Source organism: Mesorhizobium monacense (assembly GCF_056781675.1).
Genome location: NZ_CM165567.1, coordinates 2,789,803 through 2,808,785, shown reverse-complemented (window position 1 = coordinate 2,808,785; position 18,983 = coordinate 2,789,803). Strand labels below are relative to the sequence as shown.

Here is an 18,983-nt window from a genome sequence, read left to right as displayed (position 1 = left end):
TTGAGCCAGAAGAAGCGGCTGCGGAAGGATGGTTTCGATGAACGTGATTGTGGTCGGTGCGGGCATTGGCGGGCTTTCGACGGCATGGTCGCTGGTCAAGGCCGGCCACAGCGTCTCGATCGTCGAGCAGGGGCCGATCCCCAATCCGCTCGCCGCATCCGGCGATCACCACCGCATCATCCGCCGTGCCTATCGCGCCGGAACCGGTTACGGTCGGCTGATCACCGAAGCCTATGAGGCCTGGGACGAGATGTGGGGCGATCTCGGCGAAAACCATCTCGATCCCAGAGGCTTTCTCTGCATCTCGCGCGAGCCGGGCGACGAGGCCGAAGAATATCGCGAAGGGCTGGAAGAGGGGAATTTTCCGTTCGAATTGTTCGAGCCCGACGCCGCGGTCGAGCGCTGGCCGTTCCTCGAACCCGGCACGTTCCGCTACGCCTATTTCTCGACCGAAGGCGGCGCCTTGCATTCTCGCAGGATCGCTTCCGGTCTCGCCAAGTGGCTGCGCGAGAACGGCGCCAATGTCTATGAGCACAGCAAGGTGACGGAGGTCGACGCCGAGGCCGGCCGCATCGTGTTGGCCTCAGGCGAGACCATGCAGGCCGCGCGCATTGTCGTCGCGGCCGGTGCCTGGGTGCTGAAACTGTTTCCGGAACTCGGCGGCGAACTGAAGACGTACCGCAACGCACTCGCCTATGTCGAACCGCCGGCGGATCTGATGGCTGCCTGGGAGGCGGCCCCCGTCGTCCTCGATGTCGGCGGCACGACCGACGGCTACATGATCCCGCCCAGCCGCGGCGCCGGGATGAAATTCGGCTCCGGCCTGCACAAGGTGCCGACCAGCGACGCCGACTGGAACCGTGAGCCGGTGCCGGGCGAAGGGGAGGCGATCCGCCACCTGTTCTCGCCGCCCATCGCCCGCATCGAGGAATACAAGGTGACCGAGGTCGTCACCTGCGCCTACACCTTCACCGCCGACGAGAAGTTCTTGGCGCATGAGAAGGGCAAATGCGTGGTCGTCTCGGCCTGCTCCGGCCATGGCTACAAATTCGGCGCGGCGGTTGGCCGGCGAGTTGCGGCGGCAGTCGGCGATGGCGACATTGCCGGCCTGAAACGCTGGCTGCGGGCGGAGGTGGCCTAATCCTGGCAGTGCCGCGCAATATGCACGCGCCGCCACTTGGTGGAGCCTTCTTGCACCAGCACCCGGCGCGCTACCCTCTGGTATGAAGGTGCAATCTCGGTGATGCGGCGTCGTTCCGGCCGCACCAGTACTTCTCGGGCGACGCTTTCATATTCAGCCGGAAGGACCACGCGCCGCGTGCGCTCGGGCTCGACGACCACCGTTTCGGCAACGTGCGCATATCGCGCCTTGCGCCAGACCTTGCACAGCACCTTGCGGCCGTCGATGACGCGCCACTCCCAGGCATAGCCGCCATCGTTGACCTTGACCGTGTGGTAGATGGTACGCGTGATGGCCGGCACGACCTCATAGGTGACGCGAGGCGGCGCGATCTGCTCCACGCTCTCGCGCGTGCCGTAGATTGGCGGATCGTAGGCGACCAGTTGCCCGCCTGGGCTCACCATCACGTCCTCATAGACGGTGTCGTAGAGGGCCGGCCTGTGCTCCGGTTCGTAACATTCAAGCGCACGGCCGCCGGCCGCGGTTTCGGACGCCGTGGCAAGAATTGCGAGGCCGGCAACGGCGAGCGATGCAGGGCTTTTCTGGATCATGACACTCCCCCTTCGCGAACTCGTGGTACAGTTCAACGCAGAAGTGTATCGGAAGGCGCATCGCGGGGAAGTGTTTTTGCCGCGTTTCGTTAAGCGGCGCGGTTAAGGAATTGCTACCGGGCGCCGGCCGCAATTCCTTGCGCTCAACGCTTGATTCGACTTAACCAGATGGTTAGGAGGGGCGGCCTTGCGCTAGGGTGAGCCGGCATCCTATTTACAATGTAACCGTCAAGAACCGATTCTGCCCGACTTGCTCATCTCCCGGCGCCGGAATCCCATCTCCAAAAAGGGATAGTCATGAAGAACCCCGTCGAAACCTACATGAACCTCGTTCCGATGGTGGTCGAACAGACCAATCGCGGCGAGCGGGCCTACGACATTTTCTCGCGCCTGCTGAAAGAGCGCATCATCTTCATCACCGGCCCGGTCGAGGACGGCATGGCGACGCTGGTTTGTGCACAGCTTTTGTTCCTCGAGGCCGAGAACCCGAAGAAGGAAATCAACCTCTACATCAATTCGCCGGGCGGCGTCGTCACCTCGGGCATGGCGATCTACGACACCATGCAGTTCATCAAGCCGGCGGTGTCGACGCTGTGCATCGGCCAGGCTGCTTCGATGGGCTCGCTGCTGCTCTGCGCCGGCCACAAGGACATGCGCTTTGCCACGCCGAACGCCCGCATCATGGTTCACCAGCCTTCCGGCGGCTTCCAGGGCCAGGCGTCCGACATCGAGCGCCACGCCCAGGACATCATCAAGCTGAAGCGCCGTCTCAACGAGGTCTATGTCAAGCACACCGGCAAGAGCTACGACGAGATCGAAAAGACGCTCGACCGCGACCATTTCATGACCGCCGACGAGGCCAAGGATTTCGGTCTCATCGACAAGGTCATTTCGTCGCGCGAACCGGTCGAAGGCGTTGCCGCATAAGCCGCAATGGCAGCTGGATGGCGGGGATAACGCGCTTTTGGCGCGGTTTGCGGCATTTCGGCCACAATTGGCTGTTCCCTCGACGGTTGGGATTGCCTACGTTAAGGCTATGTTGATTTTCGACGGCTTAGCTTTGCGTGGGGTTTGTGCGAATCATTGCGACGTTTTCTGATTTGTGTTTCGTTCGGAATACGTTGTGTGAGCTGGGACACTGGCGGCGGCGAATTCCCGCGATAGATTGAATATGCGCCCTTTCAGCCAGACCATCGGCGGGCGGCCATGAAAGGACTGGAAAATGAGCAAGGTCGGCAGCAACGGCGGCGATTCCAAGAACACGCTCTATTGCTCGTTTTGCGGCAAAAGCCAGCACGAAGTGCGCAAGCTGATCGCCGGTCCGACGGTCTTCATCTGCGACGAGTGCGTCGAACTCTGCATGGACATCATCCGCGAGGAGAACAAGACCTCGATGGTGAAGTCGCGCGAGGGCGTGCCGACACCGCAGGAGATCCTCAAGGTCCTCGATGACTATGTCATCGGCCAACCCTACGCCAAGCGCGTGCTGTCGGTGGCCGTCCACAACCACTACAAGCGCCTCGCGCATGCCGGCAAGAACAACGACGTCGAGTTGGCGAAGTCCAACATCCTTTTGATCGGCCCGACCGGTTGCGGCAAGACGCTGCTGGCGCAGACGCTGGCCCGCATCATCGACGTGCCCTTCACCATGGCCGATGCGACGACGCTGACCGAGGCCGGCTACGTCGGCGAGGACGTCGAAAACATCATCCTGAAGCTGTTGCAGTCGGCCGACTACAATGTCGAGCGCGCCCAGCGCGGCATCGTCTACATCGACGAGATCGACAAGATCTCGCGCAAGTCCGACAACCCCTCGATCACCCGCGACGTGTCGGGCGAGGGCGTGCAGCAGGCGCTGCTGAAGATCATGGAAGGCACCGTCGCCTCCGTGCCGCCGCAGGGCGGCAGGAAGCATCCGCAGCAGGAATTCCTGCAGGTCGACACCGCCAACATCCTGTTCATCTGCGGCGGCGCTTTCGCCGGGCTGGACAAGATCATCTCGGATCGCGGCAGAAAAACCTCGATCGGCTTCGGCGCCATCGTCGCTTCGCCCGAGGATCGCCGCACCGGCGACGTTTTCCGCCTGGTCGAGCCCGAGGATCTGCTGAAGTTCGGTCTCATTCCCGAGTTTGTCGGCCGTCTGCCGGTCCTGGCGACGCTGGAAGACCTCGACGAGCCGGCGCTGATCCAGATCCTGACCGAGCCGAAGAACGCGCTGGTCAAGCAGTACCAGCGGCTGTTCGAGATGGAGAATGTCGACCTGACCTTCCACGAGAACGCACTGTCGGCGATCGCCAAGCGCGCCATCGAGCGCAAGACCGGCGCGCGTGGCCTGCGCTCGATCATGGAAGCCATCCTGCTCGACACCATGTTCGAACTGCCGGCGCTGGAAGGCGTGCGCGAAGTGGTTATTTCGGAAGAGGTGGTGTCCGGCAATGCCAGGCCGCTCTACATCTATTCCGAACAGAAGGAAAAGAAGGGCAACGTCAGCGCCTGACGTGAGCCTTGAACAGGATTTTGAAACGGCGCCCGCGAGGCGCCGTTTTGCTGTGGCAGCCGTTTCATGCCGCGCAACGAGGGATCGGATGGACCAGCCAGTGTTAACCCTTGATCTTTGCCCCTCGGGCATCCAACTAACAGCAGAAGGCCGTGGTGCCGAATTCTGTGCTGTAAAACTCCCGTCACAAACGGTGGTAGGCGGAACGATCCCCGGTCGTTAATATGAGATTCGCGGTTGGCCGATCGGTGGCCGCGACATGAAAGGTTGGACAATGGCCAAATTATCAAAGGCTCCCAGCGACGGCGTCTTCGCGGTCCTCCCGCTGCGCGACATCGTGGTGTTCCCGCACATGATCGTTCCGCTCTTTGTCGGGCGCGAAAAGTCGATCAAGGCGCTGGAAGAGGTGATGGGTCAGGAAAAGCAGATCCTGCTTGCGACCCAGATGAACGCCGCAGACGACGATCCCGAGCCCGATGCCATCTTCGATATCGGCACGCTCGCCAACGTGCTGCAATTGCTGAAGCTTCCCGACGGCACCGTGAAGGTGCTGGTCGAAGGCGCCTCGCGCGCGAAAATCGTGTCGTTCACCGACCGTCCCGACTTCCATGAGGCCCGTGCTTCGGCGCTGGTCGAGCCGGAAGAGGAAGAGGTCGAGATCGAGGCGCTGGCCCGCTCGGTCGTCACCGACTTCGAGAACTACGTCAAGCTGAACAAGAAGATCTCGCCCGAAGTGGTTGGCGCCGCCAGCCAGATCGACGATTATTCCAAGCTCGCCGACACCGTCGCCTCGCATCTCGCCATCAAGATCCCCGAGAAGCAGGAGATGCTGGCCACGCTTTCCGTCAAGGAGCGGCTGGAAAAGGCGATGGGCTTCATGGAAGCCGAAATCTCCGTCCTGCAGGTGGAGAAGCGCATCCGCTCGCGCGTCAAGCGCCAGATGGAGAAGACCCAGCGCGAGTACTACCTCAACGAGCAGATGAAGGCGATCCAGAAGGAACTCGGCGAAGGTGAGGACGGCCGCGACGAGGCCGCCGAGATCGAGGCGCGCATCAAGAAAACCAAGCTCTCCAAGGAAGCCCGCGAGAAGGCGGAAGCCGAATTGAAGAAGCTGCGGACGATGTCGCCGATGTCGGCTGAATCGACCGTCGTGCGCAACTATCTCGACTGGATCCTGTCGATCCCGTGGGGCAAGAACTCGAAGGTCAGGCATGACCTGGCCTTCGCGCAGAATGTGCTCGACACCGACCATTTCGGCCTCGACAAGGTCAAGGACCGCATCGTCGAATACCTCGCCGTGCAGAGCCGCCAGAAGAAGCTGAAGGGGCCGATCCTGTGCCTCGTCGGTCCTCCCGGCGTCGGCAAGACCTCGCTCGGCAAGTCGATCGCCAAGGCGACCGGCCGCGAGTTCATCCGCATGGCGCTGGGCGGCGTGCGTGACGAGGCCGAGATCCGTGGCCACCGGCGCACCTATATCGGCTCGATGCCCGGCAAGGTCATCCAGTCGATGAAGAAGGCTAAGAAGTCCAATCCGCTCTTCCTCCTCGACGAGATCGACAAGATGGGCCAGGATTTCCGTGGCGATCCGTCGTCGGCCTTGCTCGAAGTGCTCGATCCCGAGCAGAACTCGACGTTCATGGACCATTACCTCGAGGTCGAATACGACCTGTCGAGCGTGATGTTCGTGACGACGGCGAACACGCTGAACATCCCTGCGCCCCTGATGGACCGCATGGAGATCATCCGTATCGCCGGCTACACCGAGGACGAGAAGATCGAGATCGCCAAGCGGCACCTGATGCCGAAGGTGATCCGCGATCACGCGCTGCAGCCGAAGGAGTTCTCCGTCAGTGAGGACGCGATCCGCGGCATCATCCAGACCTACACCCGCGAAGCGGGCGTCAGGAGCCTGGAGCGCGAGCTGATGAAGCTCGGGCGCAAGGCGGTGACCGAGATCCTGAAGACGAAGAAGAAGACGGTGAAGATCACGGCGGACAATCTCGCCGACTATCTCGGTGTTCCGCGCTTCCGCTTCGGCCAGGTCGAGGCCGACGATCAGGTTGGTGTCGTCACCGGTCTTGCCTGGACGGAGGTCGGCGGCGAACTGCTGACGGTCGAAGGCGTGATGATGCCCGGCAAGGGCCGCATGACGGTGACTGGCAATTTGCGCGACGTGATGAAGGAATCGATCTCGGCGGCGGCCTCTTATGTCCGCTCGCGGGCCATCGATTTCGGCATTGAGCCGCCGCTGTTCGACAAGCGCGACATCCACGTCCACGTGCCTGAGGGGGCAACCCCGAAGGACGGGCCGTCGGCCGGCGTGGCGATGGCGACCGCGATCATCTCCGTCCTGACCGGCATTCCGATCAAGGCCGATGTCGCGATGACCGGCGAGATCACGCTGCGCGGCAGGGTGCTGCCGATCGGTGGTCTGAAGGAGAAGCTGCTGGCCGCGCTGCGCGGCGGCATCAAGAAGGTGCTGATCCCGGAAGACAATGCCAAGGACCTGGCTGAGATCCCGGACAATGTGAAGAACGGCATGGAAATCATTCCGGTCTCACGCGTCGGCGAGGTGCTGCGTCATGCGCTGGTGCGCATGCCGGAGCCGATCGAGTGGGTCGAACCGGTCAATCCTCCGGCCGCCGCCGATACGACGGACGACGCCGGAAAGTCGCTTGCGCATTAGTTTCAGCTAAAGTTGCAACGCACAAAACGAAAGCCGGGCCTCGCGCCCGGCTTTTTCATGTGAAAAACCCCGGAATTCCGGGCTTTTTTCGACCTTTTGCTGCTTTTTCGACTTGGTTGCAGGAACGCTTCTTTCTAAAGTCCGTTTCCTGCCGGATGAGTCGAGTGTTCCGGTTTTCTCATGGAAGGGAATTTTGATGAACAAGAACGAACTGGTGTCCGCTGTCGCCGACGCTGCAAGCATTTCGAAGGGTGACGCACAGTCTGCCGTCGATGCGGTGTTTTCCGTGATCACTGGCGAACTGAAGAAGGGCGGCGATGTCCGGCTTGTCGGCTTCGGAAATTTCACCGTGTCAAAACGCGCTGCTTCGACCGGCCGCAACCCGCAGACCGGCGCGGAAGTGAAGATTCCGGCGCGCACCGTGCCGAAGTTTTCGGCCGGCAAGGGCCTCAAGGACGCGGTCAACTAAGACCTTTTTCTTTAGAGATCAGAAAAGCCGGGCTTGCCCGGCTTTTCTTTTGCCTTTTGATAGAGGCCGCCTCTGCCGAGAGGAAAGCCGCCTTATGCGGTTGGCGCATCCGCGCGCATCAGGCCTTCCTGCTTGAGGTCGGCCCAAAGCGCTGGTGGTAGCGTGGCATCAAGCAGCGAGCGGTTGCTTTCGACCTCGCTCGGCCGCTGGCCGCCGGGGATCACCGACACCACCGAGGGATGCTGCAGCGGGAACTGCAGCGCCGCCTCGATCAGGCGCACGCCGTGGCGCGTGCACACGGCTTCGATGCGGGCGACGCGGTCCATGACGTCCTGCGGCGCCTCTGAGTAGTTGTAATAGGCGCCGGGCTTCGGGCCCGTCGCCAGTATGCCGGAATTGTAGGGGCCGCCGAGAACGATGCCGATGCCGCGTTTCTGGCAGAGCGGCAGGAAGGAGGCCAGCGCCTCCTGTTCCAGCAGCGTATAGCGCCCGGCAAGCAGGAACAGGTCGAAGTCGCCGCGCTCGGCCAGCGTCTGGCAGACCTGCCATTCGTTGATGCCGCCGCCGAACGCCTTGATCGCGCCCTGGTCGCGCAGCGAAAGCAGCCCGTAATAGCCGGAGGTCATGAACTCCTCGATGCGCTGGTCCGCGGCTGCCTTGCTGCCATGGGTGAAGATGTCGACATCATGCACAAAGAGGATGTCGATGCGGTCGACGCCGAGTCGCTCCAGCGAGGCCTCGAAGGAGCGCATGACGCCGTCATAGCTGTAATCGTAGACCTCCTGGCGCGACGGCGTGTCGAAGAATTTGCCGATGCCGGTGCGCTGTTCGGGCGGACAGGCACGCATCAGGCGCCCGACCTTGCTCGACAGCACATAGTCGTCGCGCTTCTTGCCGCGCAGGAACGGATTGAGCCGCGTTTCCGACAGGCCGAGCCCATAGAGCGGGGCGGTGTCGAAGTAGCGGCAGCCGGTCTGCCATGCCGCTTCCAGCGTGGCGTTGGCATCCTCGTCGGAGACTGCGCGGTAGAGGTTGCCGAGCGGCGCCGTGCCGAAGCCGAGTTCGGTGAAGGCGATGCCGCCATTGCCGATGCGGTCGAAATGCCGTGTCTTCATGTCCTGCCATTTTCCCGGGCTGATTTGTCTGACATGACACTATCATGCCGGTGGCACAGCAAAAGCACCGAGGGCCGTTGGACACGCATTTTCGCGGTGATAGCATGAACAAAAACAAGCTGTTCGGGGGAAACGTGAAGAAGAGATCGCGCTCGTTTTTCGGGTCGCGCAAGCAGGTGGAACGCGTATGACCGGGATCGGCACGACCCTGTTCGACACCGCACTGGGTGAACTCGGCAAGGTGCTTGCCCGGATCGACGAGAGCCAGATCGATGCCGCTTGCGCCATGCTTGCCGGCGCGGGGAAAATCGCTGTCTATGGCTGTGGCCGCGAGGCGCTGCAGGTCAAGGGTTTCGCCATGCGGCTCTATCACCTTGGCCTGCCGGTGTCGGTGGTCGGCGACATGACCACGCCGCCGCTGGGCGAGGGCGATGTCTTCCTGGTCAGCTCCGGGCCGGGCGAGACGACGACCGTGCTGACCCTGATGCAGGTCGCCCGCGATGCGGGCGCCACGGTGCTGCTGCTCACCGCCGAGGCGGCTAGCAGCGCGAACAGGCGCGCCGACTTCACTTTGCTCATCCCGGCGCAGACCATGGCCAGCGATCAGGGCACGGCAAAGACCTCGGTGCTTCCCATGGGTTCGCTGTTCGAAGGTGCGCTGTTCCTGCTCTTCGAAGTGATGGTGCTGAAGCTCAAGGATCTGACTGGCGCCTCGCCCGAAGCGATGCGCGCACGCCACACCAATATGGAGTAGGGGCATGCGCTATGAGTTGATGCTGCCGCACCAGATCCGCAGAGTGATCGAAGAGAACTGGCCGGTGGTGCTGCCGCTCGGCGTGCTCGAATACCATGGCGAGCACCTGGCCGTCGGCATGGACACGCTGGCCGTCGTCAAGACGCTGGAGCTGTTCGAAAAGGAAGCCGACATCGTCATCCTGCCGCCTTTCTATTATGGCGCGGCGAGCTATGCCGTGGTGCCGCCGGAAGGCAACGGTTCAGTGCAGGTCGGCGGCAATCAACTGGCGCCGTTCGCGGAGGGACTGTTCTACGGCCTGCTGCGCATCGGCTTTCGCAACATCCACGCCATCATCCACCACCAGACCGAGAATTTCGCCGCCGGCATGCCGACCGATCTCGCCTTCAAGACCGCCGGTCGGCAGGCGCTCTTCCGCTTCCTCGAAAGAGAGCGCGGCGAAGGCTGGTGGGGCTCGGACGCGATGGCCGGCTACTATGCCGAACACGCCGAGGGCGGCAACTTCTTCAACTGGGTGCAATTGCATCCGCTGATGCCGGCGGTGATGAACGGAAAATACCCGTTCGACCATGCCGGCATCGGCGAGACCTCGCTGATGCTAGCGCACTGCTCCGAAGCGGTCGACGCCGGCCATTTCGCCGACAACACCGGCTGGTACACGGCAAGGGCGCCGGACGCTTCTGTGGAACTGGGGCAGCAGGGTGTTGCGATGATCCTTGATCATCTGCGGGCGATACTGTCGGCCTAGCCTGGTCTAGCGCGGCTTCTCCCACAGGCGGAGAAGGAAGACAGCGCCGCCTACTTCACCGCACCCGCTGTCATGCCCATGATCAGGTAGCGCTCCAGCGCGATGCCGATGACGGCAAGCGGCGTGATGGCTGCGGTGGCGAGCGCCGCCATCGACCACCAGTTGATGCCTTGCGAGCCGGTCTGGCTGGCCACCATGACCGGAATGGTCTTGGCGTCGGTCGAGGTCAAAAGGGCAGCGAAGAAATACTCGTTCCAGCACAGCACCATCGCCAGGATGAAGGCGGCTACCATGCCGGGCAGCGCGATCGGCATGACGATGCGGAAGAAGGCGCCCCAGATCGACAGGCCGTCGACGAGTGCCGCTTCCTCCAGCTCGACCGGGATCGAGTTGAACTGGTCGCGCATGATCCAGATGACGATCGGCAGCACCATCAGCGTGTAGAGCAGGATCAGCCCGACGCGCGTGTCGAGCAGGCCGACTTCGCGGTAGAGCACGAGGAAGGGGAGCGCGAGCACGACCGGCGGCAGGATCAGTTGCGACAGGAAGAAGAACGAGATGTCCTCGTTCTTGAACCAGGCGAAGTGATAGCGGTAGCGGGTCAGCCCATAGGCGGCGAGGCTGCCGATGATGATGGCCAGGCTCGACGCGCCGACCGAGGTGATGACCGAATTCATGAAGCGCTTGAGGAATTCGTCGCGTACCGTCGAGGTCCGGAAGATCGAGTCCGGCGACAGGCCGAGCGAACGCCAGCCTTTCCAGTCCGGCTGGAAGTCGACGAAGGGGATCAGATGGCCCTGGGTGACGTCGACCGCTGTCTTGAACGAAGTCGTGATCGTCCAGTAGATCGGGAACAGGCAGATGAAGGCCCAGAACACCAGTGCGCCATAGATGAAGACGCGGTTGGCGATAAAGCCGGCCGGGGAGCGGATTTCGGAAGCGGCATAGTCGGTGGTCTGGACGCTCATGGTACCTGCCGGCTCAGTTTACATTGCGCACGAAGCGGTTGGCGAACTTCAACAGCCAGGTCACGAACACGACGATGATGATGAGATAGGCCATGGCCAGCATGGTGCCGTAGCCGACATTCGAACGGTCGCGGTACTCGCGGTAGATGAAGCTCGACACTGAATCGGTGGCGCCGCCGGGACCGCCCGAGGTGACCGTGATGATGATGTCGGCCAGCTTCAGCTTGAAGATGATGCGCAGGATCACCGCCGTCACCGACACCGGCAGCATCAGCGGGAAGATGACCTGCCAGAAGGTCTGCCAGGGCGTGGCGCCGTCGACGCGCGCCGCCTCCAGCACCTCGCGCGACATTGCCTGCAGGCCGGCGAGCAGCATGATCATCATGAACGGGATGAAGGTCCAGGCATCCAGCACCATGATCGAGATGCGCGCGGTGATCGGGTTGGAGAAGAAGGCGGGATTGTCCCAGCCGAGAATGCGCGCCAGCGTCGCCGCCGGACCGAAGCGGTACTCCATCAGCGACTTGCCGATCATCCACGACACCGCGACCGGCGACAGCATCAGTGGCATCAGGAAGGCGACGCGGAAGAATTTTCGCGCCCGAATCTGGGCACTGAGGAGCAGTGCCAGGCCAAAGGCGATGACGTACTCTACCAGCACGGCGAGCACATAGAATACCATGTTGAGCAACGCATTGCGGTAGTAGGGATCGCCCAGCATCTGCCAGAAATTGTCGAGCCCGTTGAATTTCCGGCCGGCGAAGGAACTGAGGTTCCAGTCGGTCAGCGCGATGTAGAAGCCGAACAGCGTCGGGAAGATCACCATGGCGATGGTGAACAAGAGCGCCGGCAGCAGGAACAGCGCGCGCTGGCCGTCTTCGCCACGCGTCAGCACTTGGCCGGCGCCGAGCGCCACGCCCCACAACACATAGGCATAGACGATCGGCCGCCAGGTCTCGAAACCGAGTGTGATGACTTCCGTCTTGTAGAGGATCTGCAGCGCGATCACGGCCAGCAGGCCGAGTGTCGCCGCGGCCATCAAGGCAAAGCCGAGCCGCTTGCGGCCCGGCGCGATCAGATCGGATGGAACGCCGTTTGCCGGCCAAGCATTGGTGGGCAAGGTCTGTTCAGCCACGCGTCCCGTCCGTTTACAAAAAAACTCCCTGACCGGCCTTAGGCCGGTCAGGGTTCACTATAGTATCAGGCTACATGCCAAGCGAGGCCTTGTAGAGCTTGATCTGGTTCTCGCGGCCGATCTGGTCGGTCAGCTTCTCCCAGGCGGCGGCAATCGCGTCGGCGCCTTCCTGCGCCTTCATCTTGCCGGCGAAGGTGTTGGCCAGGATGTCCTCGGCGGTGCTGTAATACTGGAAGATGCCGGGGATGCGCGGCTCGATGGCGGCGTTCGGATGGTTGTAGCTGTCGGCTTCCGACTTGAGGTACGAGGTGATGAACGCCTCGTCGTAGCCCGCCGCCACCCATTCCGGAATGTTGAAATGGCTGTTGCGGTAGGGCTGGAAGCCCGACGGATACGCGGCGCACCAGAGCGACAGGTCCTTGCCGCCGAGATGGGCGGCCGCGGACCATGCCGCCTTCTTCTTCTTCTCGTCGCTGTCGACGCGGGCCATGACATAGACGCCCCAACCGATATAGGCGCAATTCGGCGAAAAGTTCGGGCCGCTGGCGAGCTTGTCCCACTTGCCTGTCTTGGAATTGTAGACATCGTCAGAGCCGGGCAGGATCGAAAATCCGGTGACGTCGCCGACTACCGAAGTATCGTTGGTCTTGACGTTCGAGCCGACATCGCCCCACCAGGTCACCATCGAACCCGTGCCGCCGAGGAACTGGCTGAAGCCTGTCGTGTTGGGGTCGGCGTTGATCTGGTCCGGCGGCTCCGACGGCAGCGCATCGATCACGTCCTGGATGGCCCGCACCCAGGCCGGATTGTTGATGCGCGGCTTCATCGTGTCGGCGTCGAACAGCCAGGCCTTGTCGTCCGGATGCTTCGCATAGGCGGTGGCGCGGCTGCCAAGGAAGTAGAAACCGAAGCCACCCCAGCCCTTGGGCGCGTCGAGATAGCCATAGACGTCCTGGCCGTTGAATTTCTTGCCCTTGAGGAACTTGGTCACGGCTTGCACCTGCTGCCAGGTGGTCGGCACACCCCAGGGCGTTGTATTGCCAGCGGCCTTCCACTCATCGGCGAGACCCTTGTCGGCGAAGACATCGGTGCGATAGTTGAAATTGTGCGCGTCGCCGTCGACGGTGACGCGGTACTGCTTGCCATCCCAGGTGCCGACAGGCGGCTTCAGATAGGCCACCAGATCGTCCATATCGATTTGCTTCTTGACCCAGTCCGGCATCTCGGAGGCGAGCCCCTTGCCGCAAACGTCGCCTTCGAAGGGCGCACCCATCTCGATGACGTCGAAGTCGACGGTGCCGGTGGCGATCGACTGCTGCAGACGGGCGCTGTAATCGGCCTGTGCCAGGTCGATCCAGGTGAATTTGGCTCCGGTATAATCTTCCCACGCCTTCAGGAAGCCGCGATACAGCACATTGTGCAGGTTCAGGTTGTTGAGACCCATGAAGGTGAGTTCGACACCGGCAAACTCGCCTTGCTTGACACTGGCCTTGGTGGCGCCAAGACACATCTCTCCGACCTTCTGGAAATCGGCGTCGGTCGGTTGACCCTTGCCGACCCCGGGGACCAGCAGCAACTGCGCGCGCAGATCATCGGCCGCGAAAGCCGGACGCGTCAATGCGCCGAGACCCACGCCCGATGCCGCTGACAGCGCAGCCATGCCAGCTGCTCCCTTCAGCACATCGCGGCGACTGGCACCCGCGCGCATGAGTTGGTTGAAAAGGCTGACTCTCATCTCGTTCCTCCCAGAAGATCAATGGTGACAGTTTCGGATGGTGGAGCGCTAACGGTGTTCCCCAACGACGCGACTCCTGGAAATTATGGCCCCAGCTTCCTCCCGTAACGCGTCGACTTCCGATGTCCGGACAAGTGTGCCGACGCGCGGAAGAGGGCCATGAACCCTGACGCCTTCACTATTCGCACAACCGATTGCCGTGTCAACGACAATAGGTTTTTTATCTATAAGAGACTGACTTGCCCTTGCCGTCAGCGTTGGTTAGCTTCACGGCAAACGAAGGGCCTGCAGGCCCAAAAACCCCAGGGGGGGATGATGGCTCAAGTCGCGATCAGCAATGTGGCCAAGGCGTTCGGAACCGTCAAGGTCCTGCACGACGTCAGCGTCGATATCGCCGACGGCCAGTTCGTCGTGCTGGTCGGTCCCTCGGGGTGCGGCAAGTCCACGCTGCTCAGGATGGTGGCCGGGCTGGAAACCGTCTCCGGCGGCACGATCGCCATCGGCGAGCGCGTCGTCAACAATTTGCCGCCGGCCAAGCGCGACATTGCCATGGTGTTCCAGAACTACGCACTCTATCCGCACAAGACGGTCGAGCAGAACATGGCCTTCGCGCTTAAGCTGCGCAAAACAGATCCGGCCGTCGTCGCCGAGCGGGTCAAGCGGGCGGCCGACATCCTCGACCTCGCGCCCTATCTCAAGCGCTATCCGCGCCAGCTGTCGGGCGGCCAGCGCCAGCGTGTCGCCATGGGCCGCGCCATCGTGCGCAACCCGCAGGTGTTCCTGTTCGACGAGCCGCTGTCCAACCTCGACGCCAAGCTGCGCGTCCAGATGCGCACCGAGATCAAGGAACTGCACCAGCGGCTGAAGACCACCACCATCTATGTCACGCACGACCAGATCGAGGCCATGACCATGGCCGACAAGATCGTGGTGATGCGCGATGGCCGCATCGAGCAGATCGGCGCGCCGCTGGAGCTGTTCGACCGGCCGGCCAATCTGTTCGTCGCCGGCTTCATCGGCTCGCCCTCGATGAACCTTCTGAAGGGCATCGTGAGGAAGGGCGACAAGCCGGTGGTCGACATATCGGGCACGCCGTTCCCGATCTCCGCGAACAGCGCCGCGCAGGACGGGCAAGCCGTCGTCTACGGCGTACGGCCCGAACACCTGGAAATCCATCCCGACGGCGTTGCCGCCAAGATTTCCGTGGTCGAGCCGACAGGCTCGGAAACCCTGGTCTTCGTGCGCTTCGGCGAGGGCGAGATGGTGGCGCTATTTCGCGAGCGCCACGACTTCAAGCCGGGCGACACGCTGCACCTGCGGCCGCGCCTCGACCATGTCCACCTCTTCGACGCAGAGACCGGCAAGCGGCTCTGATTTCCAACCGACTTTTCCACGAGGAATGCCATGCTCAAAGGGATCAATCCGCTGCTCAATGCCGATGTGCTTCAGGCGCTGCGGGCGATGGGCCACGGCGACGACCTGATCGTCTGCGATACCAATTTTCCGGCCGATTCCGTGGCCCGCCAGACAGCACTTGGGCGGCTGCTGCGCATCGATGCTTCGGCTGCCGACGTGACCAAAGCGGTGCTGTCGGTCTATCCGTTGGACACCTTCGTCGATGACGCCGCCGCGCGCATGGAGATCGTCGGCAAGCCGGACGAGGTCCCGCCCGTGCAGAAGGAAGTGCAAAAGGAGATCGACGCTGCCGAGGGCAAGGCGTGGCCGATGATCTCGGTCGAGCGCTATGCCTTCTACGAACGCGCCAAGAAAGCCTATTGCGTCATCCAGTCCGGCGAGCGCCGCTTCTATGGCTGCTTTGCCTTCCGCAAGGGCGTCGTTCCGCCGGATGCGGAGTAGCGACATGGCGGCCGGCAAGCCTGTCGTCATCCTTGGTGTCTTCGTCGCCGACACCGCCTATCGCGCCGATCGCCAGCCGCGCATGGGCGAGACGATCCTCGGCGACTCGTTCAAGCTCGGCCCTGGCGGCAAGGGTTCGAACCAGGCAGTCGCGGCCGGCCGGCTCGGCGCCGACATAACCTTCCTGACGCGCCTCGGCGTCGATGCTTTTGCCGACATGGCCAAAGGGACCTGGAAAGAGGCCGGTGTGAAGAGCGCCGTCATCGATACGCCCGATAGCTATACGGGTGCCGCCTACATCTTCGTCGAGGAAGCGACCGGCAACAACGCCATCATCGTCAGCCCCGGTGCGGCCATGCTGATCTCGCCCGACGACATCGAGGCCCATGCCGATCTGATCGGCTCGGCGGGCGTTTTCGTCACCCAACTCGAACAGCCGATCGAGGCGGCGCTGAGCGCACTCGAGATCGCGCGCGGGGCAGGGGTGACGACGATCCTCAACCCGGCGCCGGCAGCAAGCCTGCCTGACCGCATCTACACGCTCTGCGACTATGTCACGCCCAACGAGACCGAGGCTGAGGAACTGACCGGCATCAAGGTCTTGTCGGTCGACGATGCCCGCCGTGCCGCCGACAGTCTGCTCAAAAAGGGCGTCGGCGCGGTGATCATCACGCTTGGCGAAAAAGGCGCGCTGCTGCACACGGCCAGCCGTTCCGACCATGTCGGCGCGGTCAATGCCGGCCCGGTGGTAGAAACCACAGGTGCCGGCGATGCCTTCAATGGCGGCCTCGCCGCCGCATTGGCGAAGGGCGTCGAGCCGCTACAAGCGGTGCGCTTCGCCTGCGCCGTCGCCGGCATTTCCGTGACCCGACCCGGCACCGCGCCATCGATGCCGACGCTGCAGGAGGTCGAGGCGTTGCTGGCGAGGGGTTGAACTCGATCACCAGTCTCGATCGTCCGCCGGGTCAATAGGCATCGAGGCAGCCGAATTGGCGCGGGATGCCTTGCCGCTCGACCAGGGTGGCATATTAGCCACAGGTAATGTTAATCGGCAGTCTGGTCTTGCGCCATTGCCATAGGTGTCCCGTAATGGGCCACTGGGTCTGGCGCGGCAATTGCATTGTCAGCAATGCCGGGCTCACTCATCAGCCCGGCAATCGGGGGGCAAATTGGGGGCCCCGCCGCTCCGCTAATGGAGCGGCGGGTCTTTAGCGGCTGAAAGGCGCTGAACCGCCAAAAAATGGGAGCTGGGTGTTATGTATTTTCCGCAGTTTCTGGTGGGCATGTTCGCGACGTCGTTCATCGTGGCGATCTGGGCAGCGATGGAAACCGGCTCCGTCTGGAAAGCCCTCGGTTGGGCTGTTCTTGCTCTGATCATTCTTCAGGTCGGATACATCGGCGTGATCCTCGGCCTGATCTATGGACGGGGCTCGAAGGGCACCGAGGCAGACCTGGCATCGGCAAGTTCCATGCCCGCGCTCCGTGGGGAGTTGGGAAAATTTCTGCAGCGATGGAATCGAGCGCGTCCGCGGTAATTGGTTCGCGCGCCGTCCGGCCATAGCGGCCTCTGTTTGAGAACGTCGCCCCACTAGGACAATATTTCCTTGCGTCGGTCGACAGAGTCAACGGCACGAGTTTAGCCGGCAGGCATGCGCGCCAGGTTCATCGCTTTGCGGCGTTCGATTTTTTGCCAGACTTCATGCTCGGAGCAGGCGGAGACTGTGCCGACATCGGGATCGAATACGATGATTGTTCCTTCATGCGTCCAGATGGCGACGCATTTGCGTAGAGCACGAAACATCACAGCGCCCCCCGGCGCAAGGCTCTCAGTCGCATCCGATAGAAAGATGCGCCCATGCCAGATGGTCCCGCAAGGCGGACCCATGGCCCCATTGCCGCGGCCACTTGCACATGCCGATTTGGACTTCAGTCGCACGAAACAGTTGGTCATTGACCGCTCCCCATCGCAACCTTGCCTTACGCCAGCCATCCGAAGACGCCAGACCGCAATGGCGCTGAACCGAGCGGCCCGGCACTCGCGAGCGGGGTAGGCCAGCAAATACCGGGCCTAGCCGGCGGGGCTCTGTTGGGGGGCGGCGCCGGCTGCCCTAGTATATGCGAAAATGCTAATGTGCGTGAGGCGTGCAAATGAGGTAGGCGGACCCACTGAAATCCGGGGGCTTGGCCGATGGGAGATGGCCGGCGCCCGTTGGGCGGGGGGCTTTGGGGTAAAGGCGCCGGCCAGGCGGGCAATCAAGTCCGCCGCCTGAGCAAGCTAGCAGATGGGCCGCCGCTGCGTATGGCGTGATCGCGGAAGCTAATGGAAAGGCGCGGCTGCGCCGGCACCACGACTGCGGCAACGGCCATCAGCATGCACGCACACATGCCGATCATGTCGCGCTGCCTGTAACGCGAGGTTTACCTGTACGCCTTTAGCGCAATCAGACCAAAGAGAATGATTATCGCCGTCAGGATCAGCGCCCACGACACGACGTTGCGCGAAAGGCGCCTCCGGCGGCCGCGCAGGGCCTGGTCTCGCCAGCGTTTAGCCTGATCAGCCCCTATGTTTAGTTTATCCACGCCCTTCTCCCACCAGCGGGCTTGCCCTTCGCTCGCTTGATTGCAAATTCGAACAGATCGAGAGGACCACAAGCAGCTTCAATCATCAATGGCCACCGCCAGCACATGCGAGAGCTCCTTCTAGGCGCTTGGGCTACAGTCTCCGACTACCCTCCGACCGACGGCCCAGTCTCTGAACCGCACACAAGGCTGCATTGAGCACCTGCCAATTGTCGAGCCGGATGGCCCGCTGCTTCGGTGGCGGACTTTTTCACGCCTGCTTACATGGAGGGGAAGTATCTGACATCGTCTGGCATCAACCCCTAAAAAGATAAGACTTTTCAGAGAGTTAATGGCGCGAGTGACGGGGCTCGAACCCGCGACCTCCGGCGTGACAGGCCGGCACTCTAACCAACTGAGCTACACCCGCGCATGAGACGAGCACGTGTCAGCCGTGTTCGTCGTTGGGGCGCTGGATAAGGGGTTCGTTACCGGGTGTCAAGCGTGGCGAGACAGCATAACAGCAAACAAGAGAAGGTTTTTTGACAAGTGCGCATGTGCCGTCGAAAACCGCTCCGCTGCGAGCGTGCCGCTTGTTCATTTGGCCTTGCGAAGCCTGCCCTGACCGCTTAAAGGTCCGCGCCGGAGCGGGCGATTAGCTCAGTTGGTAGAGCGCTTCGTTTACACCGAAGATGTCGGCGGTTCGAGCCCGTCATCGCCCACCATTAA

17 protein-coding genes and 2 tRNA genes are annotated in these 18,983 nt (G+C 62.4%); 12 read left to right on the top strand and 7 right to left on the bottom strand.

Annotation, left to right across the window (positions count from 1 at the left end; all coding sequences use genetic code 11):
• Positions 1–37: 37 nt before the first annotated feature.
• Positions 38–1,141: an NAD(P)/FAD-dependent oxidoreductase gene (locus AC1RUK_RS13500; protein WP_481835224.1), complete on the top strand. Its 1,104-nt coding sequence runs from the start codon at positions 38–40 to the stop codon at positions 1,139–1,141.
• On the opposite strand, the gene AC1RUK_RS13495 is transcribed toward AC1RUK_RS13500, so the two are convergent.
• Positions 1,138–1,731 carry a hypothetical protein gene (locus AC1RUK_RS13495; protein WP_481835225.1) on the bottom strand — a complete coding sequence of 198 codons (594 nt, stop codon included), beginning with the start codon at positions 1,729–1,731 and terminating at the stop codon, positions 1,138–1,140. The two genes, AC1RUK_RS13500 and AC1RUK_RS13495, sit on opposite strands and share 4 nt — an antisense overlap.
• Before the next feature lie 297 nt (positions 1,732–2,028).
• Here AC1RUK_RS13495 and AC1RUK_RS13490 point away from each other — a divergent pair, with 297 nt between their 5' ends.
• The 4 genes from AC1RUK_RS13490 to AC1RUK_RS13475 all read left to right on the top strand — a co-directional run bounded on the left by AC1RUK_RS13490 (position 2,029) and on the right by AC1RUK_RS13475 (position 7,383).
• Positions 2,029–2,658: an ATP-dependent Clp protease proteolytic subunit gene (locus AC1RUK_RS13490; RefSeq protein ID WP_436174634.1), complete on the top strand. Its 630-nt coding sequence runs from the start codon at positions 2,029–2,031 to the stop codon at positions 2,656–2,658.
• A gap of 295 nt (positions 2,659–2,953) precedes the next feature.
• On the top strand, positions 2,954–4,228 hold the full coding sequence (gene clpX, locus AC1RUK_RS13485) for an ATP-dependent Clp protease ATP-binding subunit ClpX (RefSeq protein WP_120015555.1): 1,275 nt from the start codon (positions 2,954–2,956) through the stop codon (positions 4,226–4,228).
• A gap of 274 nt (positions 4,229–4,502) precedes the next feature.
• Complete coding sequence (gene lon, locus AC1RUK_RS13480; protein WP_481835226.1) at positions 4,503–6,914, top strand: endopeptidase La; 2,412 nt, start codon at positions 4,503–4,505, stop codon at positions 6,912–6,914.
• A gap of 196 nt (positions 6,915–7,110) precedes the next feature.
• Positions 7,111–7,383: an HU family DNA-binding protein gene (locus AC1RUK_RS13475; protein WP_006201846.1), complete on the top strand. Its 273-nt coding sequence runs from the start codon at positions 7,111–7,113 to the stop codon at positions 7,381–7,383.
• A 92-nt stretch (positions 7,384–7,475) separates the two neighbouring features.
• Here AC1RUK_RS13475 and AC1RUK_RS13470 read toward each other — a convergent pair whose 3' ends face one another.
• Positions 7,476–8,498 (bottom strand): aldo/keto reductase, encoded by a 1,023-nt coding sequence (locus AC1RUK_RS13470; protein WP_481835227.1) that lies wholly within the window; start codon positions 8,496–8,498, stop codon positions 7,476–7,478.
• Positions 8,499–8,685: 187 nt separating this feature from the next.
• Here AC1RUK_RS13470 and hxlB point away from each other — a divergent pair, with 187 nt between their 5' ends.
• On the top strand, positions 8,686–9,252 hold the full coding sequence (hxlB, locus tag AC1RUK_RS13465) for a 6-phospho-3-hexuloisomerase (RefSeq protein ID WP_481835228.1): 567 nt from the start codon (positions 8,686–8,688) through the stop codon (positions 9,250–9,252).
• 4 nt (positions 9,253–9,256) lie between these two features.
• A complete protein-coding gene (locus AC1RUK_RS13460) occupies positions 9,257–10,000 on the top strand; it encodes a creatininase family protein (protein ID WP_481835229.1) in 744 nt (247 codons plus the stop codon).
• Positions 10,001–10,050: 50 nt separating this feature from the next.
• Here AC1RUK_RS13460 and AC1RUK_RS13455 read toward each other — a convergent pair whose 3' ends face one another.
• The 3 genes from AC1RUK_RS13455 to AC1RUK_RS13445 all read right to left on the bottom strand — a co-directional run bounded on the left by AC1RUK_RS13455 (position 10,051) and on the right by AC1RUK_RS13445 (position 13,838).
• The gene (locus tag AC1RUK_RS13455) at positions 10,051–10,968 is read right to left on the bottom strand and encodes a carbohydrate ABC transporter permease (RefSeq protein ID WP_481835230.1); all 918 of its coding nucleotides are present in this window, start codon (positions 10,966–10,968) and stop codon (positions 10,051–10,053) included.
• Positions 10,969–10,981: 13 nt separating this feature from the next.
• Positions 10,982–12,103, bottom strand: a complete 1,122-nt coding sequence (locus AC1RUK_RS13450; protein WP_481835231.1) for a carbohydrate ABC transporter permease — start codon at positions 12,101–12,103, stop codon at positions 10,982–10,984.
• Positions 12,104–12,173: 70 nt separating this feature from the next.
• The gene (locus tag AC1RUK_RS13445; RefSeq protein WP_481835232.1) at positions 12,174–13,838 is read right to left on the bottom strand and encodes an ABC transporter substrate-binding protein; all 1,665 of its coding nucleotides are present in this window, start codon (positions 13,836–13,838) and stop codon (positions 12,174–12,176) included.
• A gap of 315 nt (positions 13,839–14,153) precedes the next feature.
• Between AC1RUK_RS13445 and AC1RUK_RS13440 the strand changes: the two genes are divergently transcribed.
• The 4 genes from AC1RUK_RS13440 to AC1RUK_RS13425 all read left to right on the top strand — a co-directional run bounded on the left by AC1RUK_RS13440 (position 14,154) and on the right by AC1RUK_RS13425 (position 17,230).
• Positions 14,154–15,212, top strand: coding sequence for an ABC transporter ATP-binding protein (locus tag AC1RUK_RS13440; protein ID WP_481839513.1), 1,059 nt, complete (start codon positions 14,154–14,156; stop codon positions 15,210–15,212).
• A 30-nt stretch (positions 15,213–15,242) separates the two neighbouring features.
• Positions 15,243–15,695 carry an RbsD/FucU family protein gene (locus tag AC1RUK_RS13435; RefSeq protein ID WP_481835233.1) on the top strand — a complete coding sequence of 151 codons (453 nt, stop codon included), beginning with the start codon at positions 15,243–15,245 and terminating at the stop codon, positions 15,693–15,695.
• A gap of 4 nt (positions 15,696–15,699) precedes the next feature.
• Positions 15,700–16,629 (top strand): ribokinase, encoded by a 930-nt coding sequence (rbsK, locus tag AC1RUK_RS13430; protein WP_481835234.1) that lies wholly within the window; start codon positions 15,700–15,702, stop codon positions 16,627–16,629.
• A gap of 322 nt (positions 16,630–16,951) precedes the next feature.
• The gene (locus tag AC1RUK_RS13425; RefSeq protein WP_481835235.1) at positions 16,952–17,230 is read left to right on the top strand and encodes an exopolysaccharide production repressor protein; all 279 of its coding nucleotides are present in this window, start codon (positions 16,952–16,954) and stop codon (positions 17,228–17,230) included.
• A gap of 101 nt (positions 17,231–17,331) precedes the next feature.
• Here the strand turns inward: AC1RUK_RS13425 and AC1RUK_RS13420 are convergent, their stop codons facing one another.
• Complete coding sequence (locus AC1RUK_RS13420; RefSeq protein ID WP_481840275.1) at positions 17,332–17,646, bottom strand: hypothetical protein; 315 nt, start codon at positions 17,644–17,646, stop codon at positions 17,332–17,334.
• Positions 17,647–18,607: 961 nt separating this feature from the next.
• Positions 18,608–18,684, bottom strand: a tRNA-Asp gene (locus tag AC1RUK_RS13415).
• A gap of 219 nt (positions 18,685–18,903) precedes the next feature.
• Between AC1RUK_RS13415 and AC1RUK_RS13410 the strand changes: the two genes are divergently transcribed.
• A tRNA-Val gene (locus tag AC1RUK_RS13410) sits at positions 18,904–18,979 on the top strand.
• Positions 18,980–18,983: the final 4 nt, after the last annotated feature.

Bases quoted from the DNA above. Each gene is read 5' to 3' on its own strand.
- AC1RUK_RS13500 (WP_481835224.1), top strand. From the start codon at position 38: ATGAACGTGATTGTGGTCGGTGCGGGCATTGGCGGGCTTTCGACGGCA.
- AC1RUK_RS13495 (WP_481835225.1), bottom strand. From the start codon at position 1,731: ATGATCCAGAAAAGCCCTGCATCGCTCGCCGTTGCCGGCCTCGCAATT.
- AC1RUK_RS13490 (WP_436174634.1), top strand. From the start codon at position 2,029: ATGAAGAACCCCGTCGAAACCTACATGAACCTCGTTCCGATGGTGGTC.
- clpX (WP_120015555.1), top strand. From the start codon at position 2,954: ATGAGCAAGGTCGGCAGCAACGGCGGCGATTCCAAGAACACGCTCTAT.
- lon (WP_481835226.1), top strand. From the start codon at position 4,503: ATGGCCAAATTATCAAAGGCTCCCAGCGACGGCGTCTTCGCGGTCCTC.
- AC1RUK_RS13475 (WP_006201846.1), top strand. From the start codon at position 7,111: ATGAACAAGAACGAACTGGTGTCCGCTGTCGCCGACGCTGCAAGCATT.
- AC1RUK_RS13470 (WP_481835227.1), bottom strand. From the start codon at position 8,498: ATGAAGACACGGCATTTCGACCGCATCGGCAATGGCGGCATCGCCTTC.
- hxlB (WP_481835228.1), top strand. From the start codon at position 8,686: ATGACCGGGATCGGCACGACCCTGTTCGACACCGCACTGGGTGAACTC.
- AC1RUK_RS13460 (WP_481835229.1), top strand. From the start codon at position 9,257: ATGCGCTATGAGTTGATGCTGCCGCACCAGATCCGCAGAGTGATCGAA.
- AC1RUK_RS13455 (WP_481835230.1), bottom strand. From the start codon at position 10,968: ATGAGCGTCCAGACCACCGACTATGCCGCTTCCGAAATCCGCTCCCCG.
- AC1RUK_RS13445 (WP_481835232.1), bottom strand. From the start codon at position 13,838: ATGAGAGTCAGCCTTTTCAACCAACTCATGCGCGCGGGTGCCAGTCGC.
- AC1RUK_RS13440 (WP_481839513.1), top strand. From the start codon at position 14,154: ATGGCTCAAGTCGCGATCAGCAATGTGGCCAAGGCGTTCGGAACCGTC.
- AC1RUK_RS13435 (WP_481835233.1), top strand. From the start codon at position 15,243: ATGCTCAAAGGGATCAATCCGCTGCTCAATGCCGATGTGCTTCAGGCG.
- rbsK (WP_481835234.1), top strand. From the start codon at position 15,700: ATGGCGGCCGGCAAGCCTGTCGTCATCCTTGGTGTCTTCGTCGCCGAC.
- AC1RUK_RS13425 (WP_481835235.1), top strand. From the start codon at position 16,952: ATGTATTTTCCGCAGTTTCTGGTGGGCATGTTCGCGACGTCGTTCATC.
- AC1RUK_RS13420 (WP_481840275.1), bottom strand. From the start codon at position 17,646: ATGACCAACTGTTTCGTGCGACTGAAGTCCAAATCGGCATGTGCAAGT.